The 22,426-nt window shown below is 73.2% G+C and carries 16 protein-coding genes; 10 read left to right on the top strand and 6 right to left on the bottom strand.

The genetic code is table 11. The features are described 5' to 3' along the window. Nucleotides 1–119 precede the first annotated feature (119 nt). Nucleotides 120–1,805, bottom strand: a complete 1,686-nt coding sequence (locus OHT01_RS16295; protein WP_328553886.1) for a M23 family metallopeptidase — start codon at nucleotides 1,803–1,805, stop codon at nucleotides 120–122. Between the two features lie 242 nt (nucleotides 1,806–2,047). Further along, complete coding sequence (locus OHT01_RS16290) at nucleotides 2,048–2,914, bottom strand: esterase/lipase family protein (RefSeq protein WP_328553885.1); 867 nt, start codon at nucleotides 2,912–2,914, stop codon at nucleotides 2,048–2,050. Nucleotides 2,915–3,733: 819 nt separating this feature from the next. On the opposite strand from OHT01_RS16290, the gene OHT01_RS16285 reads away from it, so the two are divergent. Both OHT01_RS16285 and OHT01_RS16280 read left to right on the top strand, forming a co-directional pair. Then, a complete protein-coding gene (locus tag OHT01_RS16285) occupies nucleotides 3,734–4,150 on the top strand; it encodes a cobalamin B12-binding domain-containing protein (RefSeq protein WP_037626795.1) in 417 nt (138 codons plus the stop codon). A gap of 241 nt (nucleotides 4,151–4,391) precedes the next feature. After that, a complete protein-coding gene (locus OHT01_RS16280; RefSeq protein WP_328553884.1) occupies nucleotides 4,392–4,547 on the top strand; it encodes a hypothetical protein in 156 nt (51 codons plus the stop codon). 5 nt (nucleotides 4,548–4,552) lie between these two features. On the opposite strand, the gene OHT01_RS16275 is transcribed toward OHT01_RS16280, so the two are convergent. Together OHT01_RS16275 and OHT01_RS16270 are read right to left on the bottom strand one after the other, a co-directional pair. Then, nucleotides 4,553–6,397, bottom strand: a complete 1,845-nt coding sequence (locus OHT01_RS16275) for a DUF5691 domain-containing protein (protein WP_328553883.1) — start codon at nucleotides 6,395–6,397, stop codon at nucleotides 4,553–4,555. 166 nt (nucleotides 6,398–6,563) lie between these two features. Beyond that, entirely contained in the window at nucleotides 6,564–7,919 is a 1,356-nt protein-coding gene (locus OHT01_RS16270; protein ID WP_328553882.1) for an SWIM zinc finger family protein, read from the bottom strand. Nucleotides 7,920–8,052: 133 nt separating this feature from the next. On the opposite strand from OHT01_RS16270, the gene OHT01_RS16265 reads away from it, so the two are divergent. The 5 genes from OHT01_RS16265 (at nucleotide 8,053) to sucD (ending at nucleotide 15,440) form a co-directional block, all read left to right on the top strand. Further along, complete coding sequence (locus OHT01_RS16265; RefSeq protein ID WP_328553881.1) at nucleotides 8,053–9,198, top strand: ATP-binding protein; 1,146 nt, start codon at nucleotides 8,053–8,055, stop codon at nucleotides 9,196–9,198. Continuing rightward, complete coding sequence (locus OHT01_RS16260; protein ID WP_443043404.1) at nucleotides 9,195–11,780, top strand: DUF5682 family protein; 2,586 nt, start codon at nucleotides 9,195–9,197, stop codon at nucleotides 11,778–11,780. Before OHT01_RS16265 ends, OHT01_RS16260 begins: the two co-directional genes overlap by 4 nt. Beyond that, nucleotides 11,777–12,949, top strand: coding sequence for a VWA domain-containing protein (locus OHT01_RS16255; RefSeq protein ID WP_328553880.1), 1,173 nt, complete (start codon nucleotides 11,777–11,779; stop codon nucleotides 12,947–12,949). The genes OHT01_RS16260 and OHT01_RS16255 overlap by 4 nt, the downstream gene beginning before the upstream one ends. Nucleotides 12,950–13,355: 406 nt before the next feature. After that, nucleotides 13,356–14,534, top strand: coding sequence for an ADP-forming succinate--CoA ligase subunit beta (gene sucC / locus OHT01_RS16250; protein ID WP_164370409.1), 1,179 nt, complete (start codon nucleotides 13,356–13,358; stop codon nucleotides 14,532–14,534). A 21-nt stretch (nucleotides 14,535–14,555) separates the two neighbouring features. Then, a complete protein-coding gene (gene sucD / locus OHT01_RS16245; RefSeq protein WP_328553879.1) occupies nucleotides 14,556–15,440 on the top strand; it encodes a succinate--CoA ligase subunit alpha in 885 nt (294 codons plus the stop codon). A 76-nt stretch (nucleotides 15,441–15,516) separates the two neighbouring features. Here sucD and OHT01_RS16240 read toward each other — a convergent pair whose 3' ends face one another. Continuing rightward, entirely contained in the window at nucleotides 15,517–16,728 is a 1,212-nt protein-coding gene (locus OHT01_RS16240; protein ID WP_328553878.1) for a helix-turn-helix domain-containing protein, read from the bottom strand. Between the two features lie 168 nt (nucleotides 16,729–16,896). Between OHT01_RS16240 and OHT01_RS16235 the strand changes: the two genes are divergently transcribed. Beyond that, nucleotides 16,897–18,663 (top strand): cell division protein PerM, encoded by a 1,767-nt coding sequence (locus tag OHT01_RS16235; RefSeq protein ID WP_443043527.1) that lies wholly within the window; start codon nucleotides 16,897–16,899, stop codon nucleotides 18,661–18,663. A 139-nt stretch (nucleotides 18,664–18,802) separates the two neighbouring features. On the opposite strand, the gene OHT01_RS16230 is transcribed toward OHT01_RS16235, so the two are convergent. Further along, nucleotides 18,803–19,696: a hypothetical protein gene (locus OHT01_RS16230; RefSeq protein WP_328553876.1), complete on the bottom strand. Its 894-nt coding sequence runs from the start codon at nucleotides 19,694–19,696 to the stop codon at nucleotides 18,803–18,805. 471 nt (nucleotides 19,697–20,167) lie between these two features. Here OHT01_RS16230 and purN point away from each other — a divergent pair, with 471 nt between their 5' ends. Both purN and purH read left to right on the top strand, forming a co-directional pair. Beyond that, a complete protein-coding gene (purN, locus tag OHT01_RS16225; protein ID WP_328553875.1) occupies nucleotides 20,168–20,788 on the top strand; it encodes a phosphoribosylglycinamide formyltransferase in 621 nt (206 codons plus the stop codon). Beyond that, nucleotides 20,785–22,374, top strand: a complete 1,590-nt coding sequence (purH, locus tag OHT01_RS16220; RefSeq protein ID WP_328553874.1) for a bifunctional phosphoribosylaminoimidazolecarboxamide formyltransferase/IMP cyclohydrolase — start codon at nucleotides 20,785–20,787, stop codon at nucleotides 22,372–22,374. The genes purN and purH overlap by 4 nt, the downstream gene beginning before the upstream one ends. The last annotated feature ends 52 nt before the right edge of the window (nucleotides 22,375–22,426 follow it).

The following is a 22,426-nucleotide window of genomic DNA, read 5'->3' as shown; positions in this document are numbered from 1 at the left end:
CGGGACCGGATCGCGGTCGCGGGGACCCTTGGCCGTCCGATGACGGCCGGGGCCCGGCGCTCATCCGCTCCGACCCCGGGTCGGCACGCGCGCCCGGGTCGTTACGTGGGGTCGGGTCGTTACGTGGGGTCGAGGCCGTGGCTGCGCAGCCACGGCAGCGGGTCGATCGCCGCGCCACCGGCCGGACGGACCTCGAAGTGCAGGTGCGGGCCGGTCGAGTTGCCGGAGTTCCCGGAGAAGGCGATCTGGTCACCGGCCTTCACCGTGGTGCCGGAGGGGACCTTGTACGAGGAGAGGTGGCAGTACCACGTCTCCGTGCCGTCCATCGCGGTCAGGATCAGCATGTTGCCGTACGCGCTGTTCCACTGCGTCCGCACGGTCCCGTCGGTCGCGGCCATCACCGACGTCCCGTAGGAGACCGGGAAGTCGATGCCCGTGTGCACGGACATCCAGTTGACGCCCGCCTGGCCGAAGTAGGCGCTCAGGCCCCGCTGCGTCACCGGAAGGACGAACTTCGGACGCAGCCGCTCCTTGCGGGCCGCCGCCTCCGCCGCCTTCTTCTTCTCCGTCGCCTGCTGGGTCTTGAGGTCGATACGTTCCTGCGTGCGGCTCGCCCGGTCGGCGAAGTCGTCCGCGCCCGCGGAGAGACTCTGGAGCTGGGTGTCCAGTTTGACGTTGGCGGCCGACGGCTTCACGGCGGTCGCGTCGGAGGCGCTGGCCGTCGTGTCCTTCGAGTCGTCCCCGCCGAAGCCGCCGAAGCCGCCCACCGAGGCGGCGGCGAACCCCGCGACCCCCATGACACAGACCGAGGGCACCGCCACGGTCAGCAGAGCGGAACGTTTCGCGGGGCTGCGGCGCCGGGAGCGGGAAGCGGTCCGCGGTGCGGGGCGCCGGGCCGGGGTGACCTCTTCCATGTCGTCGAGCAGCGGCCTCTCGCGCTCCTCGTCGTACGGGTCGTACGCGTCGTGGGAGTCGTGAGAGCCGTGGGAGTCGTCCGCGTCGGCGAAATCCTCTGCGTCGGCTCCGGCGAACTCGTCCTCGTCGGAGTCGAGCCCACCGTCGGCCGCCTGGTCGAAGGTCGACGTCGCCTGCTGGTCGAAGGGGACCTGGGCCGCCGGCTCGGAGGGGTGCTCGTAGGTCATGTCGAGCTGCGTGAGGTCATGGCCGTACGGCTCGGGCTCCGCGTGCGGCTGTCCGTACGACTCGGCCTGCTGGTGCCGCTGTTCGTAGGACTCCTGCTGCGGGTGCTCGTACCCCTGGTACACGTCCTGGCCGCCGGCGGAGTTCCACTGCGTGGCGTCGTACGCGCCCGTTTGCTGCGTCGGAACGGTCCACTGCTGGGTCCCGTCGAGCGGCTGCTCGGGATGGATCCAGGCGTTCGCGTCCCACTGGCCCGAGGCGTCGGGGCCCGGGTACTGCGCGGGGATGTCGGCGAGCTGCTGGTACCCGTTCGCCCATGCGCTCGTGTCGTGGCCGCCGGTGGTGTACGCGGTCTGGTGCTGCGTCGCGTACGGGTCGTGGTTCAGCGGCTGTTGGGCGCCGGAGTTCCACTGCGTGGCGTCGTACGAACCGGTGCCGTCGCCCCCGCCGGGCATGGCCCCGAAGAGCGGGTCCCCGGCGAAGTTCGTGTCCGGGTGGACGCCCGCGTCGGTACCGGGGCCGAAAGCCGTGGCGGAGTGGTCGCCGTACGCGGTGAAGTCGCCGTACTGGGCTTCTTGCGCACCGTAGGGCGCGTAGAGCGCCGATGCGGCGTCGGAAGCCGGAGCCGGGGCGGTCGCGATCCCCGACGGGTGACGGTCGTTCACCAACTTCTCTTTCGCCTCGACAACAGGGGCTGGCAGAGCAGTGCGGCGACTGTACCCGGCGGTATGCGGGCGCGACAATCTTCGGCAGGTTTCCCCTTCCCGGGAAACGGGCAATCGGCCGTGTTTCGGGGGAGGGCGGGCAAGGCCTTGGCCTGGCGTTCGATAAGCGTTCGAGATTTTGGGGGTGTGGGAGGGGTGCGGGGCGGCCGTCGGGCCGCTCCCAGGCCCCTCCCGGGCCGTCCTCAGGCCACCGTGAGGCCGCTGATCCGGGCGCCGGTGCGGGCTTCCCCCGACACCTCGATGTCGAGTGCCTGGCGGATCCCGGTCGCGACGGCCGGGTGCACCGGCAGCGCCAGATGGCCGACACCGCTCACGCGGACGTTCTGGGCGAGCAGGTCGGGATGCTCGACGCAGGCCGTCTCCAGCGGGTCCATCAGATGATCGAGGTCGCTCCAGAAGCTGACGAACTGCGTACGGCAGCCCGGGGCGGGTCCGGTCAGTTCCTCGATCACCGGGGAACCGGGGCGCATCTGCCGGACGATCGGGTGCGCGTTCATCAAGGGGGCCACGCGGGTGCCCGAGTGCGGGGTGCCCAGCGTGACGAGTGTGCGCACGTGGGTGTCGCCGCCGAGGCACTGCACGTAATAGCGCGCGATCAGTCCGCCGAGGCTGTGCCCGACGATGTCCACCCGCTCATGACCCGTGCGCTCGCAGATCTCCTCGATGTGCCGGCCCAGCAGCTCGGCCGCGGTGCGGATGTCGCAGGTCAGCGGCGAGTAATTGAGGGACTCGATGTGCTGCCGGCCGTGCTGGGCGAGGTTGCGGCGGAGCAGGACGAAGACCGAGCGGTTGTCGATGAAGCCGTGCAGCAGCACGACCGGGGGTTTGGCCTCGGTGGGCAGCCGGGTCGCGCCATCGGGCGAGGGGAGCGGGGAACCGGCGCGGCGTTCCTGGGTGATGCCGGAGGGGTAGAGGAGGAGGTGCCCGGCGAGGATCGCGAGCTCCAGGGCCGTCGCCTTCAGGAGGGCCACCGACAGCCCTGCCAGTTTGGTCGGGAACAGGCGCTGGCACAGGGGGAGAAAGGGCGACGCAGCCTCGGTGACCTTCATGGCCGACCTCCAGTCGGCACGCGGCAGGACCACTCCGTCCCCCGTGTGCCCTAGTGGAAAGCCGTGAGGTCGGCGACGGCGGTGGCCGACGGCGCGTCCGCGGAGTGTGACCCCGCCGGCGCTACGGAGTGCTCGACCGGAGGTCGCGGGATACGACACCGACCCCGCCTCCGCGACGGTCCGCCGGGCTGGGTGCGCCGGCGTCGTGTCGTGGCGTGGAGTCGCCCTCGTGTTCCCTTGTGTCCTCTTGCCCGGTCCTGCTCCCCGCTGTCGTGCCGTCACCGATGTGCCCCAGCACCTCGCCGTCCCGTGACGGCGCGGTGGTGCGGCCACCTGATCGCGGCTCTTCTTGCGCCGGCTCCGGCCGTGGCCCGTACGCCGCAGTTCCCTGCGGCGCCAGTGCCGCGATACGGAACCGTGCGCGGCGAACTTGTCCCAGTGTGTGATTTCCCCCTCGGTCTCCACCGCGAAACTGCCGGTTGCGGGATGCTGGCGATAACGTTCGTTCACTTCCCCGGCCGACTGGGGCCGGGGGGCCTGTGCCGCTTGGCACGATCGGCGATCCGGAGTCATCCGGTGTGGCGAGCGGAAAAATGTGCGGTATGTGTCGATGGTCAGTAGTCGGCGCGGCCGGCAGGCGTCCGCTGGTGACAGCGGGTAGTCGTTACTGGTCAATCGGTCGACGATCGATCAGTGGTCGTCCATCGTCAGCCGGCCGTCAGCCGGAAGACAGCCAGTCGGTAGTCGGTCAGTAGTCGTAGGCAGGTGTCGGCAGTCCTCGTCGGCGCAGGTTGATGTAGTCGGTTCATGGAGGCAGTGATGGGTGTGGCAGCCGGTCCGATCCGCGTGGTGGTGGCCAAGCCGGGGCTCGACGGCCACGATCGCGGGGCCAAGGTGATCGCGCGGGCGCTGCGCGACGCGGGTATGGAGGTCATCTACACCGGCCTCCATCAGACCCCCGAGCAGATCGTCGACACCGCGATCCAGGAGGACGCCGACGCGATCGGCCTGTCCATCCTCTCCGGTGCCCACAACACGCTCTTCGCGGCGGTCATCGCACTCCTCAAGGAGCGCGAGGCCGAGGACATCAAGGTCTTCGGCGGCGGCATCATCCCCGAGGCGGACATCGCTCCCCTCAAGGAGAAGGGCGTCGCGGAGATCTTCACGCCGGGCGCGACGACCGTGTCGATCGTGGACTGGGTCCGGGCGAACGTCAGGCAGCCGGCCGGCGCGTAACCGGCGGGCGCCTGCGCTCCCACCCGGCCGCCCTCGCCCTTCTCCGGCCCCGGAGAAGGGCCGGCACGGACTCTCCGAGCCTTACGAGCCGTCCCGGTCGGCCGGGGTGTCGCCCTGGCCCGGGACACGGGTGCGTCGCCGTGCCGCGCAGTCCCAGGGGCCGTGCGGTCCGGGTGCCGTAGGTGGCCCGACCTGCCCCGCGGGCCGCTTGCGCCCCCGCGCGGGCAGCGAGGTCGCGCGGGTGTCGATCCTCGGGCGGGTGCGGGTGCGGGTGCGGGTGCGGGTGCGGGTGGCGGGCGCGGAGCGGGGCCGGTACCGCCGCCCCGGTCGCGGCGGGGCGGGAGCGGAGTTCCCGGACGCCGGAATGCCGCACGGCGCCATGCGTAAGGCCCTGTGAGCGGCTCACGGCGTCGTGAGCTCGGCGGACATCGTCGCTCTCAGGCGCAGGGTCGTCACGAGCCGCTGGAACGCCTCGGCCCAGTAGCCGCCGGCCCCCGGTACCGCGTTCTCCGACTCGTCGGGGACCGAGGTGAGACCGTCGAGCCGGCCCGCCTCCGCGGGGTCGAGACACCGTTCGGCCAGCCCCATCACCCCGCTGAAGCTCCATGGATAGCTGCCCGCGTCCCGCGCGATGTCGAGCGCGTCGACCACCGCCCGCCCGAGGCCGCCCGCCCAGGGCACCGCGCACACCCCGAGCAACTGGAACGCCTCGGACAGTCCGTGCGTACCGATGAACCCCGCCACCCATGCGGCCCGCTCCTCGGCGCCCAGCGTGGCGAGGAGCTTGGCCCGCTCGGCCAGGGAAACCGCCCCCGGCCCCCCTGCCTCCGGAGCAGAGGGTGCCCCGAGGAGCGCCCTCGACCAACCGGGATCGCGCTGCCGCACCGCCGCCCGGCACCAGGCCCCGTGCAGCTCGCCCTGCCAGCCGTCCGCCACGGGCAGGGCGACCACCTCCTCCGGGGAACGGCCACCGAGCCGGTCCCGCCAGGTCCCGAGCGGCGTCGACTCGACCAACTGGCCCAGCCACCAAGACCGTTCACCTCGGCCCGCCGGGGGCTTCGGCACCACACCGTCCCGCTCCATCGCCGCGTCGCACTCGTGCGGTGCCTCGACCACGATCGCCGGCGTGTCCCGCGTACGGTCGACGGCCACGCACGAGGCGGCCCGGGCCGCCATCCGCGCGGCGAGAGCGGAACCCGGCAGGGCGGACAGCAACTCGGCCGCCGTCGCCCGTACGTTGCGGCTCCGGTCGGCAAGGGCCCGTTCGAGGAACGGTTCGTCCTCGGCGCACAGGCCGGACCGCAGCGAGTCGAGAAACATCAGCCGGTCCTCGGCCCGCTCCGTCGCCCAGGTCGTGACGAGCAACTCGCGCGCGGCGGACGGACTCTTGGCCCGTACGACCCCCAGCAGCGCGACCCGCTCGGCGAACAGCCCTTCCTGCCACAGCCGTCGTACGCGACCGGCCTCCTCCGGCTCCGGAAGCGCGGCGCCGCCGCCGGGCGAGGAACGCAACGCGAAACGCCACTCCGGGTTCAGCCGGGCCAGCCACAACGCCCGCGGCCCGGCGAAGGCCAGCGCCGCGGGCCGCAGGTCCGTGCGCCCCCTGGCGGCGTCGAGCAACGCGGGGAGGGTCTGCGGAGGCGGGGCGAATCCACGTGCGTTCGCCAGGGACAGCCACTGGGGCAGCAGCTCCATGAGGTCGGGCGCCGCCCCTCTGCGACCGCCCCCGCCCGTCCCGGGGCGGTCCGCCAGCAACGTCGCCAGTCTGCGCGCCGCGGCGGGCGGCAGCGCGGGACGCGGGTCCGGCGCCGCGGGCTCCGGCGGTGCGACGGCCCGCGCCGGCCGCACTCCGGCCCGCCGCCGTACGGTCTCCACCGCGGCGGCGTCCAGCAGCGCCACCGGCGCCTCCCGCCCGGGGTGGTGCCCCGGAGGCGTACGCCGCTCGGTTCCGAGCAGTGCCACGGTGACGAGCTCCTCCCAGGAGCCGCCGACGGACGCCCCCGCCGGGGCCGGGGCCGGGGCCGTGCCCGTGCCCGTGCCCGAGCCTGGGGCCGTGCCCGTGCCTGAGCCCGGGGCCGAGACGGGGCCCGGGGCCGTGCCCGTGCCCGAGCCCGAGCCCGTGCCCGAGCCCGAGCCCGAGACCGGGCCCGAGCCCGAGACGGGGGTCGAGACGGGGGCCGGGCCCGAGACGGGGGTCGAGACCGTGTCCGAGCCCGAGGCTGTGTCCGTGGTCGTGGTCGTGTTCATGAGCGTCCTTTCACCGCGGAGCTACGGAGGGCATCAGCGGCGCAGGCCGCTACGGCGTTGGCCGGGCCCGTCGTCGGGCCCGTCGGGACTGTGGCCGGGGCGGCGTCGGGGACGCGCGGTGGCGACAGGTGCCCGCGGTGAGGACGGGTGCCCTCGGCGACGGCGGTCAGCACAGCGGCACCGCCTCGCCCGCGCCCCGCGGCCACGCCGTCAGCGGAGTGAAGCCGCGGTGGCCGCACTCACCGAAAACCGTGACCGGGGCCCCTCCGGAGAGGGCGACCAGACGCCACAGATCGGGGCGGGACCGCGAAGCAGGGCTCAGGGGAAGAGCCGACTTCCCGTCGGCGTCGGCGAGTTGCCAGGCGTCGCCGTCCGGGGCCGGGACGACCCCCTCCAGGGTGACCGGGTACGAGTCCAGCCAGGGATCGGCACGCAGGGCCTCTCCGTAGCGGGCGGCGGCCTGGGACGTGGTCAGCCCCGGCGGCCGGATCACCGAGGGCGCCGGGGGAGTGAACCGCTCGCCCAACGCCGCCCGCAACTGCCCGTCACCCGCGTACGCGGACAGCTCCGCCTCGAAAGCCAGCCCCACCGGAAGGGCCAGTTCGGGTGCCCGGCCGGCCGCGCCGTAGGAGAGGAGCAGGGCCGTGCGACCGGACTCGGCGCCGTGCAGCCAGATCCTGCGCGTCGTGAGCCGGGCGTCCGCCGTGTCGTACTGCGCGAGAACCAGCCAGCGGTCGCGCACCGGCGGGCCGTCCGCCGAGCCGGGCAGCCCGACCCGGGAACGGACCGTCGCGGCCAGGCCGTCCGGCAGCCGCTCGCGCCGCAGCCAGCCCTGGTCGAGGAGGTGGAGCAGCGCGCACTCCTCCAGCAGCCGCACCGGCCAGCCCGGTCCCGACGAGGGGATCGCGCCCAACTCCCTTACGCGTGCCGCCAGACCGGGGGCCTGCGCGTCGACCATGCGGGCCGCCGTCTCCTCCCACATCCCGTACCCCGCCCGCTCCGCGGAGGCCAGGCCGCCGCGGAGCAGGTCCGCCAGCCGCTGCTCCAACTCGGCCGCCCCCGAGGTGATCCGCCCGGCCCGCCGCTCCGCCCTGCGCCGCGCCGCCTCGGGATCACTCGGCGAAGACGCTCCAGATCCCCCGCCCGCCGCGCTCCTGTCCTCCGCGCGCCTGCGTCTTCCCTCCAGCCACTGCGCGGCCCAGTCCGGCGCCTGCCCCGCGGGCACCGCGCCGTCCGCGCCCGCCCAGAGCAGCAGCAGTCCCAGCGCGTGCTTGCACGGGAACTTCCGGCTCGGGCAACTGCACTTGTAAGCGGGCCCCGTCGAGTCCGCGATGTCGATGACCGTCTGATACGGCTTGCTGCCGCTTCCCCTGCACAGTCCCCATACCGTCCCCTCCTCCGTACTGCCCGCCTCCGACCACGGGCCGGCCGCGCCGAGATTGCTCCCCGCCTTGCGTGACGCGGCGTCAGGCGCCAGTGCCAGCACCTGATCCGCCGTCCAGCGCACCGCCTGCTGTGTCATGCCATCGAAGGTAGGTCCCGCCACTGACAATCGACCTTCGCGAGCTTGTTTTCGCAGGTCAGAGCGCGTTGTCAGTGGCGTGGTGCACGGTGGAACCAGATCCGAGCCGGCCGAGCTGGAGGGGGACCGAGCCATGTCCGTGTCCGTTGAACCGACGACCGTTCACACACCCGCGGAAGAGGGGGGAGCGAGCGGGCGGAGCGAGGTGCTGCGGCCGCACGCGGAGCACACCTTCGCCGCCGAACTCGCCGCGCTCGCAGCACAGGACGACCGGCCCCGCCCGGAACGCTGGCTGCTGTCGCCCTGGGCCGTGGCCACGTATCTGCTGGGCGGCACCCTGCCGGACGGCACCGTGATCACCCCCAAGTACGTGGGGCCGCGCCGCATCGTCGAGGTCGCCGTCACCACCCTCGCCACCGACCGGGCGCTGCTGCTCCTCGGGGTGCCCGGTACCGCGAAGACCTGGGTGTCCGAGCACCTGGCCGCCGCGGTCAGCGGTGACTCGACCCTTCTCGTGCAGGGCACGGCCGGCACCCCGGAGGAGGCCATCCGGTACGGCTGGAACTACGCGCAGTTGCTGGCGCACGGGCCCAGCCGGGACGCGCTCGTGCCGAGCCCCGTGATGCGGGCCATGGCCGAGGGCATGACCGCCCGCGTCGAGGAACTGACCCGTGTTCCCGCGGACGTACAGGACAGCCTGATCACGATCCTCTCCGAAAAGACCCTGCCGATCCCGGAGTTGGGCCAGGAGGTGCAGGCCGTCCGCGGCTTCAACCTGATCGCCACGGCCAACGACCGCGACCGCGGGGTCAACGAACTCTCCAGCGCGCTGCGCCGCCGATTCAACACGGTGGTGCTGCCGCTCCCGGCGAGTGCCGACGCCGAGGTCGACATCGTCTCGCGCCGGGTCGACCAGGTCGGCCGCTCCCTCGACCTGCCCGCCGTGCCCGAGGGCGTCGACGAGATCCGCCGCGTCGTCACCGTCTTCCGGGAACTGCGCGACGGGATCACGGCGGACGGGCGGACGAAGCTGAAGTCGCCCAGCGGCACGCTGTCCACGGCCGAGGCGATCTCCGTCGTCACCAACGGCCTGGCCCTGGCCGCCCACTTCGGCGACGGTGTCCTGCGGGCGAGCGATGTCGCCGCCGGCATCCTGGGAGCCGTCGTCCGCGACCCGGCTGCCGACCGCGTCATCTGGCAGGAGTACCTGGAAGCGGTGGTCCGCGAGCGGGACGGCTGGAAGGACTTCTACCGCGCCTGCCGCGAGGTGAGCGCGTGAACGCGGAGCGGGAGGCCGACCCGCCCGTCCCGGAGGCCGCGGTGAGCGTCCGGGGCGCGAGTCCGCTGCTGCTCGGTGTGCGGCACCACGGGCCGGGCTCGGCGCGGGCCGTGCGGGCCGCGCTGGAGGCGGCGGCTCCACGGGTCGTCCTGATCGAGGGGCCGCCCGAGGCCGACGCCCTCGTCCCGCTGGCCGCGGACAAGGACATGCGGCCCCCCGTGGCGCTGCTCGCCCATGCCGTGGACGAGCCAGGCCGCTCGGCCTTCTGGCCCCTGGCCGAGTTCTCACCGGAGTGGGTGGCGATCCAGTGGGCCCTGGAACACGGAGCGCCGGTCCGCTTCATCGACCTTCCGGCGGCCCACACCCTGGCCTGGGAGACGGAGGAGACGGAACCGGAGCGGAGCGAGCCGGCGAACACGCCGTCCGCCGGGCCGGGTTCGCCCGGTGACGCCGGTCCGGCGGCAGATCCCGGCCGGCCGGAGGAGGCGGATGACGCGGACCGCCCCCTCGACGCGGCGGCCGTGCGGATCGACCCCCTGGCGGTGCTCGCCGGTACGGCCGGTCACGACGACCCGGAGCGCTGGTGGGAGGACGTGGTCGAGCACCGGGCCGGGGCGGCGGGCGATCCGTTCGCGCCGTTCGCCGTGCTGGAGGACGCGATGGGTGCGCTGCGCGAGGCCTACGGGGTCGGGGGACACGACCGGGACCTGGTGCGTGAGGCGTACATGCGGCTCCAGATCCGCGCGGCGCGGCGGGAGTTCGAGGACGACGTGGCCGTGGTGTGCGGGGCGTGGCACGTGCCCGCGCTGCGACAGAGGACCACGGTCGGCGCCGACCGCGCGCTTCTCAAGGGCCTGCCCAGGGCCAAGGTCGATCTGACGTGGGTGCCCTGGACGCACCGCCGGCTCTCGCGCGTCAGCGGGTACGGGGCCGGCATCGACTCGCCGGGCTGGTACGGGCACCTGTTCGGCGCCCCCGACCGCCCGGTCGCGCGGTGGATGACCAAGGTGGCCCGGCTGCTGCGCGACGAGGACCGGGGTGTGTCCTCGGCCCATGTCATCGAGGCCGTACGGCTGGCCGACACACTCGCGGCGATGCGCGGTCGCCCGCTGCCCGGACTGACGGAGACCACCGACGCCGTCCGGGCCGTGATGTGCGAGGGCTCGGACGTCCCCCTCGCGCTGGTGCGCGACCGGCTCGTGGTCGGGGACGTACTGGGGGAGGTGCCGGAATCCGCCCCGGCGGTGCCGTTGCAGCGGGACCTGACCCGCGCGCAGCGGCGGCTGCGGCTCAAGCCCGAGGCGCTGGAGCGGGAGATGGAGCTCGACCTGCGCAAGGAGACCGACGCGGGGCGCAGCACGCTCCTGCACCGGTTGCGGCTCCTGGGCATCGCGTGGGGCGAGCCCGCGATGTCCCGCGGCAGCACGGGCACCTTCCGGGAGACCTGGCGGCTCCGCTGGGAGCCGGAGCTGTCGGTACGGGTCGCCGAGGCGGGCGTGTGGGGCACCACGGTGCCGGCCGCCGCGACGGCCAGGGCGGAGGCCGACGCCGTCGGCGCGCCGTCACTGGCCGAGGTGACGGCGCTCGCCGAGCGCTGCCTCCTCGCCGAGCTCCCGGACGCGCTCCCCGTGGTGATGCGCGTGCTCGCCGACCGGGCCGCACTCGACGCGGACGTGGGCCACCTCGCGCAGGCCCTGCCCGCGCTCGTCCGCTCCCTGCGCTACGGCGACGTACGCGGCACGGACACCCGTGCCCTCGCCGATGTCGCGGCCGGTCTCGCCGAGCGCGTCTTCGTCGGTCTCCCCCCGGCCTGCGCCGCCCTCGACAGCGACGCGGCCGAGGAGATGCGCGGCCATGTGGACGCCGTGCACGGGGCGGTGGGACTGCTGGGGGAGACGGCCGCGCAGGACTCCTCGTCCGGCGGCGGAGCCCCCGTCGGCGGCATCCGGGGGCGCTGGCACTCCGTGCTGCGGGTGCTCGCCGCGCGGGACACCGTGCCGGGGGTGGTCAGGGGGCGGGCGGTCCGGCTGCTCCTCGACGAAGGGGAACTGGCCCAGGAGGAGGCCGCGCGGCTCATGGGTCTCGTGCTGTCGCCGGGGACGGAGCCCGCGGACGCGGCCGCGTGGATCGAGGGCTTCGTCGGAGGCGGCTCGGGCGGCGGCATGCTGCTCGTGCACGACGAGCGGCTGCTCGGACTGGTGGACGCGTGGCTGACCGGGGTGCCGACGGAGGCGTTCACCGACGTGCTGCCACTGCTGCGCCGGACGTTCTCGGCGTACGAGCCGGGGGTGCGCAGAACGCTGGGCGAGCTCGTCCGGCGCGGCCCGGCGCCCCGGACGCCCGCCGAGGCGACCGGTTCCGGCTCCGGCATTCCCGGGTTCGCCCCCGACCTCGACACCGGGCGCGCGGATGCCGTACTGCCCTTGCTGAGTCTGCTGCTGGGGCTGGGCGGATCCGCCGACGGCGAGGAGGACGCGTCCGGCCGGACGGGTGGCGGGGACGGCGCGGACCAGGGGCTTCACGGCGACGACGACCGGACGCGGCACGGCAACGACAACGACCTGGTGAGGGTGGCTCCATGACCGAGGCAGCGGTGGGTGCCGGCGACGAGCGGCTGCGGCGTTGGCGGCTGGTGCTCGGCGGCGACGAGGCGGACGGCACCGGATGTGTGCTCTCCGGGCGGGACGCCGCCATGGACGGGGCGCTGAGCGCGCTCTACGGCAGACGGGGCAACGGGAGCAAGGGGCAGTCGGGGCGGGACCGCTCGGCGGGACTCGGGGCGTCGGCGCCGTCGGTCGCGCGCTGGCTCGGCGACATCCGGACCTACTTCCCCTCCTCCGTGGTGCAGGTGATGCAACGCGACGCGATCGACCGGCTCGGGCTCTCCGCGTTGCTCCTGGAGCCCGAGATGCTGGAGGCGGTGGAGGCCGACGTGCACCTGGTGGGCACTCTCCTCTCCCTCAACAAGGCCATGCCGGAGACGACGAAGGAGACCGCGCGGGCCGTCGTGCGCAAGGTCGTGGAGGACCTGGAGAAGCGGCTCGCCACGCGCACCCGGGCCACTCTCACCGGTGCCCTGGACCGCAGCGCCCGGATCAGCAGACCCCGGCACCACGACATCGACTGGAACCGCACGATCGCGGCCAACCTGAAGCACTACCTGCCCGAGTACCGCACGGTCGTGCCCGAGCGGCTGATCGGCTACGGGCGGGCCTCCCAGTCGGTGAAGAAGGAGGTCATCCTCTGCATCGACCAGTCGGGATCGATGGCGGCGTCGGTCGTCTACGCCTCCGTGTTCGGCGCCGTGCTCGCGTCGATGCGGTCCATCGCCACCCGGCTCGTCGTCTTCGACACGGCCGTCGTCGACCTCACCGACCAGCTCGACGACCCGGTCGACGTCCTCTTCGGCACGCAGCTCGGCGGCGGCACGGACATCAATCGCGCGCTCGCGTACTGCCAGGCCCGGATCACCAGGCCCGCCGACACGGTCGTCGTTCTCATCAGTGACCTCTACGAAGGCGGGATACGGAACGAGATGCTGAAGCGGGTCGCGGCGATGAAGGCGGCGGGGGTGCAGTTCGTGACGCTCCTGGCGCTGTCCGACGAGGGGGCGCCCGCGTACGACCGTGAGCACGCGGCCGCGCTCGCGGCGCTCGACGCGCCGGCCTTCGCCTGCACCCCCGATCTCTTTCCCGAGGTCATGGCGGCGGCGATCGAGAAGCGGCCGCTGCCGGTACCGGACAGCAGGTGAGCGTTTCCTGTTCTGGCCGCGGATGACCGGTTTCGATGGGTTCAGGGCACCCGGACGGCGGAAGGCCGGCGGATCCACCCGACCGGGCCCCTGCGCGGGGGCCGGGTGCTCCCGAAGGGATGGCGATCACTCGCGCGGGGCCCTCAATGGCTGCTCAAAGGGGCCTCGCCGGGTAATCCCCGGCCTGGTGAGGACCGGTCCGGGGCGGATCTGTGACAGGTATCACCGCTGAGGTGTGACCTGCGATTTAGGGACCCGCGTCCCACGGCGATAACCTGCGAGACGGACATGCCGCGCGCTCGGACACCGTGTGCGCCACCCTTGTGACAAGCGGACGTCACGTTGCCCTTCGCGGCACGCCCACGCATCCAACGAACCGCGAGATCACTGATAGGGACGGACGCGCGTGGACCTGTTCGAGTACCAGGCGAGGGACCTCTTCGCCAAGCACGGTGTACCGGTGCTGGCCGGTGAAGTCATTGACACGCCTGAGGCAGCCCGCGAGGCGACCGAGCGTCTTGGCGGCAAGTCCGTCGTCAAGGCCCAGGTGAAGGTCGGTGGCCGTGGAAAGGCCGGTGGCGTCAAGCTCGCCGCCACCCCGGACGAGGCCGTCGCACGTGCGACGGACATCCTCGGCATGGACATCAAGGGCCACACGGTCAACAAGGTGATGATCGCCGAGACCGCGCCCGAGATCGTCGAGGAGTACTACGTCTCGTACCTCCTCGACCGCACGAACCGCACCTTCCTCGCCATGGCGTCCGTTCAGGGCGGCGTGGAGATCGAGGTCGTCGCGGAGGAGAACCCCGAGGCCCTCGCGAAGGTCCCGGTCGACGCCAACGAAGGCGTGTCGATCGAGAAGGCCCGCGAGATCGTCGCCCAGGCGAAGTTCCCGGCCGAGGTGGCCGAGCAGGTCGCCGAGATCCTGGTGACGCTGTGGGACACCTTCATCAAGGAGGACGCCCTCCTCGTCGAGGTGAACCCGCTCGCCAAGGTCGCCTCCGGCAAGGTCATCGCCCTCGACGGCAAGGTGTCGCTGGACGAGAACGCCGAGTTCCGCCAGCCGGACCACGAGGCGCTCGTCGACCACGCGGCCGCCAACCCGCTGGAGGCCGCCGCCAAGGCCAAGAACCTCAACTACGTCAAGCTCGACGGTGAGGTCGGCATCATCGGCAACGGCGCGGGTCTCGTCATGAGCACCCTCGACGTCGTCGCGTACGCCGGTGAGAACCACGGCGGCGTGAAGCCGGCCAACTTCCTCGACATCGGCGGCGGCGCCTCCGCCGCGGTCATGGCGAACGGCCTGGAGATCATCCTCGGCGACCCGGACGTCAAGTCCGTCTTCGTCAACGTCTTCGGTGGCATCACCGCCTGTGACGAGGTCGCCAACGGCATCGTCCAGGCGCTCCAGCTGCTCGCCGACAAGGGCGAGGCAGTCACCAAGCCGCTGGTCGTGCGTCTCGACGGCAACAACGCCGAGCTGGGTCGCAAGATCCTTTCGGACGCCAACCACCCGCTGGTCCAGCGCGTGGACACCATGGACGGCGCGGCCGACAAGGCCGCCGAGCTCGCGGCTGCGAAGTAAGGGACGAGGGACTAAACAGCCATGGCTATCTTCCTCAACAAGGACAGCAAGGTCATCGTCCAGGGCATGACCGGTGCCACGGGTATGAAGCACACCAAGCTCATGCTCGCGGACGGCTCCAACATCGTCGGTGGCGTGAACCCGCGCAAGGCGGGCACGTCCGTCGACATCGACGGCACCGAGATCCCCGTCTTCGGCACGGTCGCCGAGGCCATCGAGAAGACCGGCGCCAACGTGTCCGTCCTCTTCGTGCCGCCGGCCTTCGCCAAGGCCGCCGTGGTCGAGGCGATCGACGCGGAGATCCCCCTCGCCGTCGTCATCACCGAGGGCATCGCCGTCCACGACTCCGCCGCCTTCTGGGCGTACGCGAAGTCGAAGGGCAACAAGACCCGCATCATCGGCCCGAACTGCCCCGGTCTCATCACCCCGGGCCAGTCCAACGCCGGCATCATCCCGGGCGACATCGCGAAGCCGGGCCGCATCGGCCTGGTCTCGAAGTCCGGCACGCTGACGTACCAGATGATGTACGAGCTCCGTGACATCGGCTTCTCGTCCGCCGTCGGCATCGGTGGCGACCCGGTCATCGGTACGACGCACATCGACGCGCTCGCCGCGTTCGAGGCCGACCCCGACACCGACCTGATCGTCATGATCGGCGAGATCGGCGGCGACGCCGAGGAGCGTGCGGCGGACTTCATCGCGAAGAACGTGACGAAGCCGGTCGTCGGCTACGTCGCCGGCTTCACCGCGCCCGAGGGCAAGACCATGGGCCACGCCGGCGCCATCGTCTCCGGCTCCTCCGGCACGGCCGCCGCGAAGAAGGAGGCCCTGGAGGCCGCCGGTGTCAAGGTCGGCAAGACGCCGACCGAGACGGCCAAGCTCGCGCGCGAGATCCTCGCCGGCTGAGCTGGCGCTCGACCGAACGCCGGTGGGCCCGCCCCCTTGGGGGTGCGGGCCCACCGGCGTTCTCGCGCTCCGGACGTCAGCGGATCTCCGGGATCATCCGCTCCGGACCGCTCACCTCCTGGGACCTCAGCCTGGCCCGGAGCCTCAGCTCCGCCGCGGAGAGCGGACCTGGGGCGGCCCTGGGCGGCAGGCCGTGGATGGTCTCCGGCGGGGAGAGGGGAGCCTCGTAGTGGTCGGGTGCCGTGTCCAGCGTCAGGGCGGTCACCCCGATCAGCAGGACCGTGAACGCGATGGCCGCCCGGGTCCACTGCTGGGCCCGGCGCTCGCCGTACCAGCGGACCGTGCGGGGCTTCGCGGCGCGCAGCCGCTCCGCGCTCGCCAGTTCCGCGAGCCGCCAGTGCAGGGCCTCCGGCGACGCCAGCTCCGGCAGCCGTGCGGCGACGGCCTCGCGCGCGTGCAGCACCCGATTGGCCGCCGCGGGCGTGCTCGCCTCCGTCTCGGCCGCGGTCTCCGGCAGGCCGAGCCCGACACCGTCGTACAGCAGCAGGGTGCGCCGGTACACGGGCGGCAGTTCGAGGAGCACGTCGAGCAGCGCGCGGTCGTCGGCGCCGGCGGGCGGCGCCTCCGGGTGCCGGTAGCGCGGGCGCAGCCGGTGCCAGGGGGAGAGGGCGTACTCGTAGGCCGTCGCGCGCACCCATCCGGCCGGGTCCCGGTCCACGGCCACCTCGGGCCAGCGGTACCAGGCCTGTTGGAACGCGCGCTCCACGGACTCGCGGGCCAGCTCGCGCCGCCCGGTCAGCAGATAGGCCTGTCGTACGAGAGCGGGGGCGCAGAACGCGTAGAGGGCGTCGAAGGCCTGAGCGGGCGTCAGGGACGCGTCCGGCAGATCGGAGTCGGCGTCCCGGGCGATCCGTTCCCTGGCCCCGGTGACCCGCTTCCCGGCCCTAACGGAACGCCCACCGGTCCTGGCGGAACGTTTCCCCAGGTCGTCGGACCGGGTCTCGCGGGCGGGCGCCGCCCTCGTTCCGGCCCCCACCAGTTCGGAGCCGATGTCCTCCTGACGTGCGCTCACCTCGGCCCCGGCGCGGGCCGGTCCGGCGGTCAGCAGCCTCGCGTACGCCTCCCGCTTGCGGCCGCGCGGGTTCGAGCGGCCGGTCTCCCACGAGCGCACGGTCGCCCGGCTGACGCCGAGCCGGACGGCCACGTCCGCCTGGGTCAGCGACCGTTCCTCGCGCAGACGACGGCGCTCCTCGGCCGCGGGCAGCGGGGTGGCGGGGCTCTGTGTCATGTCGGATCCCCCAGGGTGCCCCTTCGTACGAAAAAGTACATAACTGCATATTGAGCGACACATCCAGGGTTCGCCTGTTACGACGAGAAAGCGCGTGTCGTTGGGAGCATGAGAGCCGTGACCCAAATCACCGACCGCAGGCTCTCGTTGTCGCCGCTGCTCACCCGGATGCGCGACCGATCCCCCGGACTGACCGCGAGCCTCCTGGGCGGCGCCCTCGCGGCGGGGCTCGGACTCGGCTCGTTCGCCGTCCTCGTCATGGTGCTGTGGATCAGTTCGCCGTACCCGGACAGCGGACCGGGCGGAGCGCTGCACGTCGCCGCCGCGCTCTGGCTGCTCGCCCACGGCGTGGAACTGATCCGCACCGACACCCTGTCCGGCCTGCCGATGCCGGTCGGCGTGACCCCGCTCCTCCTGCTCGCGCTCCCCGCGTGGCTGCTCCACCGGGCCGCGCGGGAGGCCGCCGACGCCTCGTCGAAGGCGTCACCGCGTACGGCGTTGGCCGGCGTCGCGGCCGGCTATCTGCTCGTCGGCTGGGCCGCCGCGCTGTACGCCTCGGGCGGGACGCTGCGCCCCTCCTGGGCCTGGGCCGTCGCCTGTCTGCCGCTCCTCGCGGTGACCGCCGCGGGAACGGGGGTCTGGACGGCGTACGGGCGCCCGTGGGGCCCGGTGCCCTTCTGGGGGAAGCGGGTCGCGCGCGCTCTTCCGCTCACCGGAGTCCGTCCGGTCCTGGCCGTACGCCGTCTCGCCGCCGAGGACGACCGGGTGCTCGGCGGCGCGGCACGGGCCGCCGCTGCCGGGGTCGCCGTCCTCGTCGGAGGCGGCGCCCTGCTCGTGGCGGCGTCGCTGGTGTGGCACGGGGACGCGGCTCGCGCCTCGTTCCTCCAGCTCACCGGCGGGTGGTCGGGGCGGTTCGCCGTACTGCTGCTGTGCCTGGTCCTGGTGCCGAACGCGGCGGTGTGGGGGGCGGCCTACGGGCTCGGGCCCGGCGTCGTCCTGAGCGCCGGCCATGTCGCGGGTCCGCTGTCCACGGTCGTCGCGGGAACCCGTGCGCCGACCGATCTGCTCCCGGCGTTCCCGCTGCTCGCGGCGGTACCGGGGGCGGGGTCCGGGGCGCCGTCCTGGGTGGCCGGGCTGGTGCCGGTGGCCGCCGGGGTGACGGTGGCGTGGTTCGTGGTGAAGGCGGGGGCGGTTCGCGGGACCGTCGGCCGGGAGGAACCGTGGGCGCCCGGACGGACGGTGGCCGTCGTCGGTCTCGCCGCCGGAGGGTGCGGTCTCGCGCTCGGTGTGCTCGCCGGGCTGGCCGGGGGGCCGCTCGGGGTCGGCGCCCTGACGCACTTCGGGCCGGTGTGGTGGCAGGTGGGGCCCGCCGCGGCCGTGTGGACGGCGGTCGTCGGGATTCCCGTCGCGGTGGCCGCAGGGCAGTGGCGGGACCGGGGCCGCAGGGCGGCGCAGGGCGCGGGCGCCCCCGGGGACCCGCGGGGAAGCGGGCGGACTTCCCTGCTGGGGATGCCCGGCTGGAGGCCGGGGCGCGGGGGCACACCGTCCACGCCGGTGTCGGTGCGGGTGCCCGTGCCGACGTCGCCGCCCACCGCGGCCCGGGTCGAACAGGCGGCGCCGGAATCCGTTCTCGAAGCCTTCGAGCCGTACGACCCGTTCGACCGCTACGACCCCTACGGCTCGTACGGCTCGTACGACCTTCATCCGAGGGAGGCAGCGGCGGCCCCCTGGCACGAGGACACGGCCAGGGAGAACCGCTGGGAAGCCCTGAGGAAGGCGACCGGGCCCGCCGGACCGGAACAATCGGAGCACCCGGGACACCCGGAACACTTGGTGGACCCCGTGGACCCCGAGGGCCCGGGCGGTGTCGAGGGCGTGGTGAACGACGAGGACCCGGCTCGGGGGCGGACCGGAGGTGCGGGGGACCCGCGGTGAAGGCGGGGCGGAGCGCCCCGGAACGGGCGGCGGGAACGAGCGGCGGAGCCGCGCGGGAACGAGCCGGGCGCGGGCCCGGAGAACCGGGCCGGGGAATTCGCCTCCTGCCGGGCGGCAGCACCCGGCAGGAGGCGGACCGTCAGTTGTGGGTGCCCAGCAGCCCGCGCAGATCCTTCGGGAGAAGGTCGTTGCAGGACTGCTTCGCGGCGTTCGTCAGGGCGTCGTTGGTGCAGGAGTAGTAGTCGCTGTAGACGAGGTGGGCGGTGAAGATCCCGGCGACCATCACGATGGCCAGCGACGCGGTGACCAGGCCGCTCACGGCGGCGGTCATCTGGGGGCGCATGTTCGGGTCGGGCGCCGGAGCGTCCGGGTCCGGCGTGCGTGACCTGGAGCGGAGGGCGCTGCCGCCCCAGTACAGGGCGAGCGCGCCGAGCAGCAGGGCCACGTAGGGCCAGCCGAACAGGACGAAGAAGAACGCCCACATGCCGGAGAGCAGCGCGTACCGGGCGCGGCGTTGGGCCGGGTCCTTCGGGTCCCAGCGCATGCCCCCGCCGGGTGTGCCGCCGGGCCCTTCGGGACCGTCCTGCCCCTGCGGCGCACGCGGACGGTCACCGAAACCGCCGCCGTCGGAGGGGCCGGGCTGCCGGTCGCTCCACTGGCTGCCCCAGGGCGACTGCCCGGAGCCCTGCTGACCGCCCCCGCCGTTCTCGCCCGAGCCCGAGCCCGAGTCCGGCCCGTGCCCCTGGCCGTGCCGGCGCGGCTGCCACGGCCGGTCGGGTGTCCCCTCAGGCGGTGGCGCGAACGGATTGTCGTCCTGGTTCGAGGGAGCGGACGGGCCGGACGGGGGTGTGCCGGGCGCGTCGGGTCCGCGCTCGCCCGAGGGGCCACCGCTTCCACCTGCCGAGCCGCTGCCGTTCCCGTCCGCGGAGCCGGGTCCGCCTGTGGAGCCGTCCCCGTCCGACCTCGGCGGGGTGGACGAAGAGCGCCGCTCGCGCAGCAGGAGCGGAGGGAGTCGGAGACTGCGGTCCGGCATCAGGTGAGCGTCTTCCCCTTGGTGGTTCTGGCAGGCGGCGTGTCCACACAGCTTCGCGCTCGCGACGCGCGCCCCGAGCCGGTCCTCCCGGGCTGACGCCTCGGCCGGTCCGCCCCGGACTGACGCCCCGAGCTTCGCACTCCGGACTCGCGCCCCGAGCTTCGTATCCCCGGACACGCGCTCCGGATGTCTCCGGGTCCCGTGCCGCGGGCGGTGCCGGGGCCCGTGCCCCGAGCGTTCGTCCTCGTCCCAGGTCAACGTCCCGCGCGCACGGGGCGTTCCCCGTGACGGAGGTGTTGCCGGGTGGATCCTCCCCAGACGCTACCTTCCGGCCCCGCCCCCGTCCCGTGGGGGCCGCCCGGTGTGCCGGTATCGTTGCTGTCGGTCGGCCGCTTCGTAGACTTCCCCGTATCCCGGGGCGCGAAGCATTCGTACGACCGTACAAACGCTCCCCCGAGAAAGGGCCCTCTCGTGGCCAAGACCAAGCGCCTCGTCGTGCTGGTCTCCGGATCAGGTACGAATCTGCAGGCACTGCTCGACGCCGTCGCGGAGGCGGGCTCAGCGGCCTACGGCGCCGAGATCGTGGCCGTCGGAGCCGACCGGGACGGCATCGAGGGGCTCTCGCGGGCCGAGCGGGCAGGGCTCCCGACCTTCGTGTGCAAGGTCAAGGACCACGCCGGCCGGGACGAGTGGGACCGCGCGCTCGCCGAGGCGACCGCCGCGTACGAGCCGGACCTCGTCGTGTCCGCCGGGTTCATGAAGATCGTGGGCAAGGAGTTCCTCGCCCGGTTCGGCGGGCGGTTCGTCAACACCCATCCCGCGCTGCTCCCCAGTTTTCCCGGCGCCCACGGTGTCCGCGACGCGCTCGCGTACGGAGCCCGGGTCACCGGCTGCACCGTCCACTTCGTCGACGACGGCGTCGACACCGGACCGATCATCGCCCAGGGCGTGGTCGAGGTCCGCAACGAGGACGACGAGAGCGCTCTGCACGAGCGCATCAAGGAAGTCGAGCGAAGGCTGCTCGTCGATGTCGTGGGGCGGCTCGCCCGCAACGGCTATCGCATTGAGGGACGAAAGGTAGTTATCCAGTGACCGCCGACAGCACAGTCACGGCCGAGAGCACCGAGGGCACCAAGCGCGTCATCCGGCGCGCGCTCGTCAGCGTGTACGACAAGACCGGTCTTGAGGAGCTGGCCCGCGGGCTGCACGCGGCCGGTGTCGAACTCGTCTCCACCGGGTCCACCGCCGCGAAGATCGCCGCGACCGGTGTACCCGTCACCAAGGTGGAGGAGCTCACCGGGTTCCCCGAGTGCCTCGACGGCCGCGTCAAGACCCTGCACCCGAAGGTCCACGCCGGGATCCTCGCCGATCTGCGCCTGGAGAGCCACCGGCAGCAGCTCGCCGAGCTCGGTGTCGAGCCGTTCGACCTCGTGGTCGTCAACCTCTACCCGTTCAAGGAGACGGTGGCGTCCGGGGCGACCCCCGACGAGTGCGTCGAGCAGATCGACATCGGCGGCCCCTCGATGGTCCGCGCCGCGGCCAAGAACCACCCCTCCGTCGCCGTCGTCACCAGCCCCGACCGCTACGGCGACGTCCTCGCCGCGGTCCAGGACGGCGGTTTCGACCTGCGCACCCGCAAGCGGCTCGCCGCCGAGGCCTTCCAGCACACGGCCGCGTACGACGTCGCCGTCGCCTCCTGGTTCGCCTCCTCGTACGCGCCGGTCGACGACTCGCAGTTCCCCGACTTCCTCGGTGCCACCTGGGAGCGCGCGCACACCCTGCGCTACGGCGAGAACCCGCACCAGCCCGCGGCGCTCTACACCTCCGGCACGGGCGGTCTCGCCGAGGCCGAGCAGCTCCACGGCAAGGAGATGTCGTACAACAACTACACGGACACGGATGCCGCGCGCCGTGCCGCGTACGACCACGAGGACCCCTGCGTCGCGATCATCAAGCACGCCAACCCGTGCGGGATCGCGGTCGCGTCGAACGTCGCCGAGGCGCACCGCAAGGCGCACGCCTGTGACCCGCTGTCCGCGTTCGGCGGTGTGATCGCGGTCAACCGCCCGGTCACCAAGGAGATGGCCGAGCAGGTCGCGGAGATCTTCACCGAGGTCATCGTCGCGCCCGAGTACGAGGACGGCGCCCTCGAAGCCCTCACCAAGAAGAAGAACATCCGCGTGCTGCGGGCCCACAACGCCCCGGCCGCCCCGGTCGAGATCAAGCCCGTCGACGGCGGCGCGCTGCTCCAGGTCACCGACCGGCTCCAGGCCGCCGGCGACAACCCGGCGAGCTGGACGCTCGCGACCGGTGACGCCCTGAGCGAGGGCGAGCTCGACGAGCTGGCCTTCGCGTGGCGCGCCTGCCGCGCGGTGAAGTCCAACGCGATCCTGCTCGCCAAGGACGGCGCCTCGGTCGGCGTCGGCATGGGACAGGTCAACCGCGTCGACTCCGCGAAGCTCGCGGTCGAGCGGGCCGGTGCCGAGCGCGCCCGCGGCTCCTACGCCGCATCGGACGCGTTCTTCCCGTTCCCCGACGGCCTGGAGATCCTCGCCGACGCGGGCGTCAAGGCCGTGGTCCAGCCGGGCGGTTCGGTCCGTGACGAGCTGGTCGTGGAGGCCGCGAAGAAGGCCGGCGTCACGATGTACTTCACCGGGACGCGGCACTTCTTCCACTGATCCCGCGCCGAAACGCGAGGGCCGGGTCCCCCCTTCACGGGGTGGGACCCGG

This window comes from Streptomyces sp. NBC_00358, from assembly GCF_036099295.1.
Classification (GTDB): Bacteria; Actinomycetota; Actinomycetes; order Streptomycetales; family Streptomycetaceae; genus Streptomyces.
This window is presented reverse-complemented; position numbering and strand designations above follow the sequence as displayed.

What these genes read in the sequence shown, in the direction of transcription:
- OHT01_RS16290 (WP_328553885.1), bottom strand. Translation starts at nt 2,914, where the DNA reads ATGAAGGTCACCGAGGCTGCGTCGCCCTTTCTCCCCCTGTGCCAGCGC.
- OHT01_RS16285 (WP_037626795.1), top strand. Translation starts at nt 3,734, where the DNA reads ATGGGTGTGGCAGCCGGTCCGATCCGCGTGGTGGTGGCCAAGCCGGGG.
- OHT01_RS16275 (WP_328553883.1), bottom strand. Translation starts at nt 6,397, where the DNA reads ATGAACACGACCACGACCACGGACACAGCCTCGGGCTCGGACACGGTC.
- OHT01_RS16270 (WP_328553882.1), bottom strand. Translation starts at nt 7,919, where the DNA reads ATGACACAGCAGGCGGTGCGCTGGACGGCGGATCAGGTGCTGGCACTG.
- OHT01_RS16265 (WP_328553881.1), top strand. Translation starts at nt 8,053, where the DNA reads ATGTCCGTGTCCGTTGAACCGACGACCGTTCACACACCCGCGGAAGAG.
- OHT01_RS16255 (WP_328553880.1), top strand. Translation starts at nt 11,777, where the DNA reads ATGACCGAGGCAGCGGTGGGTGCCGGCGACGAGCGGCTGCGGCGTTGG.
- sucD (WP_328553879.1), top strand. Translation starts at nt 14,556, where the DNA reads ATGGCTATCTTCCTCAACAAGGACAGCAAGGTCATCGTCCAGGGCATG.
- OHT01_RS16240 (WP_328553878.1), bottom strand. Translation starts at nt 16,728, where the DNA reads ATGACACAGAGCCCCGCCACCCCGCTGCCCGCGGCCGAGGAGCGCCGT.
- OHT01_RS16235 (WP_443043527.1), top strand. Translation starts at nt 16,897, where the DNA reads ATGCGCGACCGATCCCCCGGACTGACCGCGAGCCTCCTGGGCGGCGCC.
- OHT01_RS16230 (WP_328553876.1), bottom strand. Translation starts at nt 19,696, where the DNA reads ATGCCGGACCGCAGTCTCCGACTCCCTCCGCTCCTGCTGCGCGAGCGG.